General features: G+C 67.7%; 9 protein-coding genes. 5 read left to right on the forward strand and 4 right to left on the reverse strand.

Annotated features, from left to right (window positions below):
* The first annotated feature begins 62 nt into the window (after positions 1-62).
* Positions 63-1,385: a MinD/ParA family ATP-binding protein gene (locus tag A5779_RS26115; RefSeq protein ID WP_413784940.1), complete on the forward strand. Its 1,323-nt coding sequence runs from the start codon at positions 63-65 to the stop codon at positions 1,383-1,385.
* Here A5779_RS26115 and A5779_RS34140 read toward each other — a convergent pair.
* Positions 1,382-1,543 carry a hypothetical protein gene (locus A5779_RS34140; RefSeq protein WP_165609112.1) on the reverse strand — a complete coding sequence of 54 codons (162 nt, stop codon included), beginning with the start codon at positions 1,541-1,543 and terminating at the stop codon, positions 1,382-1,384. The two genes, A5779_RS26115 and A5779_RS34140, sit on opposite strands and share 4 nt — an antisense overlap.
* A gap of 75 nt (positions 1,544-1,618) precedes the next feature.
* On the opposite strand from A5779_RS34140, the gene A5779_RS26120 reads away from it, so the two are divergent.
* Entirely contained in the window at positions 1,619-1,900 is a 282-nt protein-coding gene (locus A5779_RS26120; protein WP_064886629.1) for a DUF4229 domain-containing protein, read from the forward strand.
* A gap of 39 nt (positions 1,901-1,939) precedes the next feature.
* On the opposite strand, the gene A5779_RS26125 is transcribed toward A5779_RS26120, so the two are convergent.
* Entirely contained in the window at positions 1,940-3,289 is a 1,350-nt protein-coding gene (locus tag A5779_RS26125; protein ID WP_064886634.1) for an MFS transporter, read from the reverse strand.
* Positions 3,290-3,465: 176 nt separating this feature from the next.
* Positions 3,466-4,335 carry a 1,4-dihydroxy-2-naphthoate polyprenyltransferase gene (locus A5779_RS26130; protein WP_064886635.1) on the reverse strand — a complete coding sequence of 290 codons (870 nt, stop codon included), beginning with the start codon at positions 4,333-4,335 and terminating at the stop codon, positions 3,466-3,468.
* A gap of 59 nt (positions 4,336-4,394) precedes the next feature.
* Here A5779_RS26130 and A5779_RS26135 point away from each other — a divergent pair, with 59 nt between their 5' ends.
* From A5779_RS26135 to A5779_RS26145, 3 genes are read left to right on the forward strand one after another with little or no spacing between them, the layout of a single operon-like run.
* Positions 4,395-4,688: a hypothetical protein gene (locus tag A5779_RS26135; protein WP_064886630.1), complete on the forward strand. Its 294-nt coding sequence runs from the start codon at positions 4,395-4,397 to the stop codon at positions 4,686-4,688.
* A 6-nt stretch (positions 4,689-4,694) separates the two neighbouring features.
* A complete protein-coding gene (locus A5779_RS26140) occupies positions 4,695-5,471 on the forward strand; it encodes an S-methyl-5'-thioadenosine phosphorylase (protein ID WP_064886631.1) in 777 nt (258 codons plus the stop codon).
* A gap of 59 nt (positions 5,472-5,530) precedes the next feature.
* Positions 5,531-6,658, forward strand: coding sequence for a nitronate monooxygenase (locus tag A5779_RS26145; RefSeq protein ID WP_064886632.1), 1,128 nt, complete (start codon positions 5,531-5,533; stop codon positions 6,656-6,658).
* 35 nt (positions 6,659-6,693) lie between these two features.
* Here the strand turns inward: A5779_RS26145 and A5779_RS34995 are convergent.
* Positions 6,694-6,770: DUF5078 domain-containing protein (locus A5779_RS34995; RefSeq protein WP_131811697.1), on the reverse strand; the 77-nt coding region annotated here is incomplete at its 5' end.

Genomic DNA, 6,770 nt, shown 5'->3' on the forward strand with positions numbered 1-6,770 from the left:
CCCCGGCCCCGGCCGTCGCCCCGGCCCCGGCCGTCGCGCCGGCTCCGGTGTCGGAGCCCCCGCTGGTCCCGTCGGTGTTCGCCCCGATACCCGGATTCCGCGGTCAGCAGCGGTTCAGCAATCCCTCCGAGCCCGGCGTCTCCACGCCGCTGCCCGCCGAGTGGACCGCCCCGACACCGCCGCACGGTGTCCCGGTGATCACGGCACCGCCCGTGCCCGGAAGTTTCGACGGAGCACCTGCCGGAGTTTTCGCGGGCCCGGCCGGACGCCCCGGCGTGCCCGGACAGCCAGTGCCCGGACATCCGCTGGCACCTGGACATCCCGTCGTCCCTGGGCGACCCGCCGCTGGAGTTGATGCGCGGCCCGCCGCGGGATCTTTTGAGCGGCCCGCCGCGGGGTCTATTGAGCGGCCCGCCGCTGCTGACTTCGCCACGCCCTACCGCGACCTCTCCACCGATGCCCTGCTGGGCCAGCGCAAGAACCCGCCGACCTCGGGCTGGCGCAAGGCCCTCTATGTCGCGTCGTTCAAGCAGGTCAACGTCGGCGAGAGCCCGAAGACCACGCACCACAACAACCTGATCGGCGAGGTCAGCCAGCCATTGCAGGGTTGCTACCGGATCGCGCTGATGTCCCTCAAGGGCGGCGTGGGCAAGACCACGATCACCGCGACGTTGGGTGCCACGTTCGCGTCGATCCGCGGTGACCGGGTGGTGGCGGTCGACGCCAACCCCGACCGGGGCACGCTGAGTCAGAAGGTGCCGCTGGAGACCGCGGCGACGGTGCGGCACCTGCTGCGCGACGCCGAAGGCATCGAGCGCTACAGCGACGTGCGGGCGTACACCTCGCAGGGGCCGAGCCGGCTGGAGGTGCTCGCTTCCGAAAGCGATCCGGCAGTCTCGGAGGCGTTCAGCTCGGACGACTATCTGCGTGCGCTGGAGGTGTTGGAGCGGTTCTACAGCCTGGTGCTCACCGACTGCGGGACGGGCTTGATGCACTCGGCAATGTCGGCCGTGCTGTCCAAGGCCGACGTGCTGGTGGTGATCAGCTCGGGTTCGGTGGACGGGGCTCGTAGCGCGTCGGCGACGTTGGACTGGCTCGACGCTCATGGGCATCAGGATCTGGTGCGCAACTCCATCGCGGTGATCAATGCGGTGCGTCCGCGCTCGGGCAAGGTGGACCTGTCCAAGGTGGTGGACCACTTCTCGCGGCGTTGCCGTGCGGTGCGACTGGTGCCGTTCGACCCGCATCTGGAAGAGGGCGCCGAGATCAGCCTGGAACGGCTCAAGCCCGGCACCCGTGAGGCGCTCATCGAGCTGGCTGCGGTGGTGGCGTCGGACTTCGCCGGGGCACGTCGCTCAGCGAATCGCGCGCCCGACCCGCGCTAGTTGCGGGGGTTGTCGCCGTGCCCGAGGCGACGCAGAAATTCCGGATCGTCGTCGGGGCCGATCACCCGGGTTTTGGGTCGACTGCCAGAGACCCGCGCCAGCCGCCAGCCGAGATACACCAGGCTTGCCGCGACGATGAGCAGGAGTAGATATGCCACTCGAAACCTCCTTTATCCGAATATACGCGTCGTCGGTAGGCTCGGAGCGTGTCAGGAAGTGGTTCGACCTCCCGGATGGTCACCGATGTCGTGGTTTACCTCGTTGCCCGGCTGGTGCTGGTCGCTGTGCTGGCTGCGGCGATCTATGGGGTGGGGCAGTTGGTCGTAGCGAATTTCCCGGTCGTGGTGGCGCTGCTGTTCGCCATCGTGATCGCGCTGCCGTTGGGGATCTGGCTGTTCCGGCCGTTACGTGAGCGGGCGACGGCCTCCATCGCCCTGGTCGACGAGCGGCGACGCAAGGACCGTGAGCAGTTGCAGGCCCGGCTGCGTGGCGACGAGCCGCCGAAATCCGCATAGGGCAGACCTTTTTCCAGAACGTGATCCGGTGCGCTCGCGCTACCGGATGAAGGCCGACCCCTTTTCCTGGTCCAGGTAGGTTTCGGACTTGTTCTTGAGGAAGAGCACGTATACCGCCAGCGAGATGGCGATACACGCCGTCACGTAGGCGATGAACCACGGTACGTGGCCGCCTTCCTTGAGGGCCTGGTAGATCACCGGTGCGGTCCCGCCGAACATCGAATTCGCCAGTGCGTAGCCGATTCCCACGCCGAGGGCGCGCACGTGTGCGGGGAACAACTCGGATTTCACGAGCGCGTTGATCGAGGTGTAGCCGGTCAGGATCACATAGCCGACGGCCACCAGCAGGAACGACAACACCGGCGAATGTGTCTGGGGCAGATACGTGAACAGAATGTAGGTGTAGATCACCCCGCCGACGCCGAAGAACACCAGCAGCGGTTTGCGGCCGACCTTGTCGCTGATCATGCCGCCGACGGGTTGGATCGCCATCAGGAAGATCAGCCCGACCAGGTTCACCCAGGTCGCCGTCATCGCCTGGTCCTTGTAGGTGGTCTTCACGATGGCAGGAGCGTTGACGCTGTAGGCGTAGAACGCCAGCGTGCCGCCCATGGTGATCAGGAAGCACAGCAGCAGAGGCTTTGCGTAGCGGGTGAGCAGTTCGGAGAGCGACCCTGCGCTCTTGTCCTTGCCTTCCCGGATGGCTTCGAGTTGTTCCTCCGACAGCGATTCGTCCATCGTTCGCCGCAGCCAGAACACCACGATCGCGGCCACGCCGCCGATGGCAAAGCCGATGCGCCAACCGAATTCGTGGACCTGCTCGGTGCTGAAGGAGGTCAGGATGATCAGCAGGGTGAACTGCGCCAGCACGTGACCGCCCACCAAGGTCACGTACTGGAACGACGAGAAGAAGCCGCGCCGCTCCCGGGTGGCGGCCTCGGACATGTAGGTCGCCGAGGTGCCGTACTCGCCGCCGGTCGCGAAGCCCTGCACCAGCCGGCACAGGATGAGAATGACCGGCGCTGCGACACCGATGGTTTCGCGCGACGGCACGAGTGCGATCACCAGCGAGCACAGGGCCATCAGCGAGACGCTGACGGTCAGTGCGGCGCGCCGGCCACGCCGGTCGGCGAAGCGGCCGAAGAACCATGAACCGATCGGGCGGGTGAGGAACGTGACAGCGAAGATCGCGTAGACGTAGACGGTGGCGTTCTTGTCTGCCTTGTCGAAGAACTGCGCTTCGAAGTAGGTGGCGAACACCGTGTAGACGTAGACGTCGTACCACTCGACGAGGTTGCCCGACGACCCCCGGATGGTGTTCCAGATGGCGCGCCGGGTTTCGGCGCGGCCCGAGGGTGCGGGTTGATGCGCCTCGGTCGAAGTGGTCATGCGCATCCCCCAGGGTGATTGGCGTGGCAGGCCGACGGCCACGTTAGTGCACCACGGTGGTGTCGCGCGTGGATTGCGAAGCCGGACCTGGGAGCTCGCCGGTTTCTACGTCTGGGTCGTGGGCTTCGACGATCCGCGACCCGCAGGTAGAAATCGGCGGAGGCGCGGGACGGAAACTAGCCCAGGAACAGCGCCAGCGCGACCGCGATCGCCCACACCAGCATGGTCAGCCCGGTGTCGCGCAGCACCGGGATCAGCTGGGCGCCCGTACTGCCGTCACGCACCGGCCGTAATCCCCGCATCGCAGGCACGGCGGCGAGCAGGCCCACCGCGCACCACGGCGTGGCGAGCATCAGCACCAGGGGGAGCACCAGGGCCACCGCGACCAGCAGTTGATAGAGCAGCCGGGTACGCGCATCGCCGAGTCGCACCGCGAGGGTGATCTTGCCGGACTCGGTGTCGGTGGGGATGTCGCGCAGGTTGTTGGCCACCAGCACCGCCGACGACAGCGAGCCCATGGCCACCGCCGCCACCAGCCCGACCCAGTCGACCCGCAGGGCCTGGGTGTACTGCGTGCCCAGCACCGCCACCAGCCCGAAGAAGATGAACACCGCCACCTCGCCCAGGCCGAGGTAGCCGTAGGGCTTCTTGCCGCCGGTGTAGAGCCAGGCGCCGGCGATGCAGACCGCGCCGACCGCGATCAGCCACGGCGCGCTGAACGCCGCCAGCACCAGCCCGGCCACCGCACCGACCGCCAGGCTCACCACGGCCGCGGTCAGGACGGACCGCGGCGAGGCCAGCTTGGAACCCACCAGCCGCAACGGGCCGGACCGCACGTCGTCGGTGCCGCGGATGCCGTCGGAGTAGTCGTTGGCGTAGTTGACGCCGATGATCAGCGCGAGCGATACGGCCAGTGCCAGCAACGCTTTCCACCACACTGCCGAACCCGTCCAGGCGGCGGCGCCGGTACCGGCGAGCACCGGGGCGACGGCGTTGGGCAGGGTGCGGGGACGAGCGCCCTCGATCCATTGCGCGAAACTGGCCACGACGGCCATCGTATGAGCTGGCCGGGTGCGTCGCCGCCCCGACTCTTACACTGAGCGTCATGAAGGAGCAGCTCAGCAAGACCGAGATCGGCAAGGACGTGCTGCAGGAATCCGTGGAGGCCGTGGCCTCGACGGTCGGGCAGGTCACCTCGATCATCACCACGGCCGTCAAGGACGTCGCGACGGTCATCGGCGGCCTGGCCACCGATGTCTTCGAGATCGCCGACGGCGCCCGCAAGGCCAACGAGGATTTCGACGACGACTTCGACGACGAGGACTTCGAGGCCCCCACGGCCCAGGACGACGTCGACGTCGTGGCGGACGCCGTGACCCCCGACAACAAGGGCGAATAACGCTGCATGCTCGGCGTCATCGGCGGTAGTGGGTTCTATTCGTTCTTCGGGCCGGAGGCCCGCACCGTCACCGTGGACACCCCGTACGGTGCGCCGAGTGCACCGATCACGGTCGGCTCGGTGGGCGGGCACGAGGTGGCGTTCCTGCCCAGGCATGGGGTCGGCCACGAGTACTCGCCGCACACGGTTCCGTACCGGGCCAACATGTGGGCGCTGCGGGCGTTGGGGGTGCGACGTGTCTTCGGTCCGTGCGCGGTGGGCAGCCTGACCGCGGAGTTGGGCCCCGGTTCGATCGTGGTGCCCGATCAGTTGGTGGACCGCACCCGCGCCCGTGCTGACACGTATTTCGATTCCGGCGGGATCCACGTCGGCTTCGCCGACCCGTATTGCCCGGCGTTGCGGTCCATTGCGGCGGGGCTTCCCGGGGTGGTCGACGGGGGCACCATGGTGGTGATCCAGGGCCCGCGGTTCTCCACAAGGGCGGAGAGTCGGTGGTTCGCCGATCAGGGCTTCACCCTGGTCAACATGACCGGCTATCCCGAGGCTGTGCTGGCCCGGGAGCTTGAGATGTGTTATGCGGCAATCGCTTTGGTGACCGATCTGGATGCGGGAATCGAGGCGGGTTCAGGGGTGACGACGGTGGACGTCTTCGCCGAATTCGAGCGCAACCTGGTGCCGTTCAAGAAGCTGGTGCACGAAGCGCTGGAGGGCGTCGATGCCGAGCGTGCCTGCACGCACTGCCTGGCCCACGACGGGGTGAAGCTGCCGTTCGAGCTGCCGTGACGGCCTGAGATCGGACCCCCTCTTGACACCCGTCAAGTCGGGGTGCCAATACTGACGGGGTGAAACCCGCGATCTGTGAGCAGTTCGGTATCGACTTTCCGCTCTTCGCCTTCAGTCACTGCCGTGACGTGGTGGCCGCGGTGACCAACGCCGGGGGCTTCGGCGTGCTGGGCGCCACGGCCTACACGCCCGAGCAGCTGGACCAGGAGCTGTCCTGGATCGACGAGCAGGTCGGCGGAAAGCCGTATGGCGCCGACATCATCGTGCCGGCGAAGTTCGAGGGCAAGGGCGAGAAACTGTCGCGGGGACAGCTCACCGACCGCATTCCCGCCGAATACCGCGAGTTCGTCGCGCAACTGCTGGCCGATCACGGTATCGAACCCGAGGCCAAGCAGCGCTTCGGCGGATCCTCGTTGTCCGGTGACACGGGCCGGGAGTTGCTGGATGTCGCGATGAGCCATCCGATCAAGCTGATCGCGAACGCGCTCGGGGTGCCGCCGGACTACATGATCGAGGCAGGCCGGGAGCGCGGGGTTCCGGTGGCGGCCCTGGTGGGTGCCCGCGAGCACGCCCTCAAGCAGGTACAGGCCGGCGTGGATCTGATTGTCGCGCAGGGCACCGAGGCCGGCGGGCACTGCGGTGAGGTCAGCACGCTGGTGCTCGTCCCCGAGGTGCTGGAGACGCTGGAGCAGGCGGGCAGTGACATCCCGGTGCTGGCGGCCGGTGGCATCGTGACGGGCAGGCAGATGGCCGCGGCCGTGGCGATGGGCGCCGCCGGTGCGTGGACGGGGTCGGTGTGGCTGACCACCGAGGAGGCCGAGACCGCGCCGCACACCGTGCAGAAGATGCTCGACGCGACCTCGCGGGACACCGTGCGCTCGACGGGGCGGACCGGCAAGCCCGCCCGTCAGCTCAAGTCGGAGTGGACCGACGCCTGGCAGCCGAATGCCGGTGGCCACCAGACCCTTCCACTACCGCTGCAGAACATGTTGGCCGAGCCGATCATCCGGCGCGTGGATGTGCTTGCCGCCCAGGGGCATCCGGGCGCACAGGCGCTGGCCACCTATTTCGTCGGGCAGGGCGTGGGCTTGATGAACAAGGTCAAGCCGGCTCGCGAGGTGGTCCGCGATTTCATCGAGGACTACCTGGCTGCCACCGAGCGGCTGAGCAACTCACTGCCGGACTGAGCCGGCCGGATTGAGCCCGGCCGGCTGCGCCTGCGTCAGTGCCAGTCCCAGACCGACATGTCGTTGGGTGGGTAGTTCTGGCAGACGTCGGTGGTGTTGGCCGCGACGCCCT

Source organism: Mycolicibacterium peregrinum, from assembly GCF_001665625.1.
Classification (GTDB): domain Bacteria; phylum Actinomycetota; class Actinomycetes; order Mycobacteriales; family Mycobacteriaceae; genus Mycobacterium; species Mycobacterium peregrinum_B.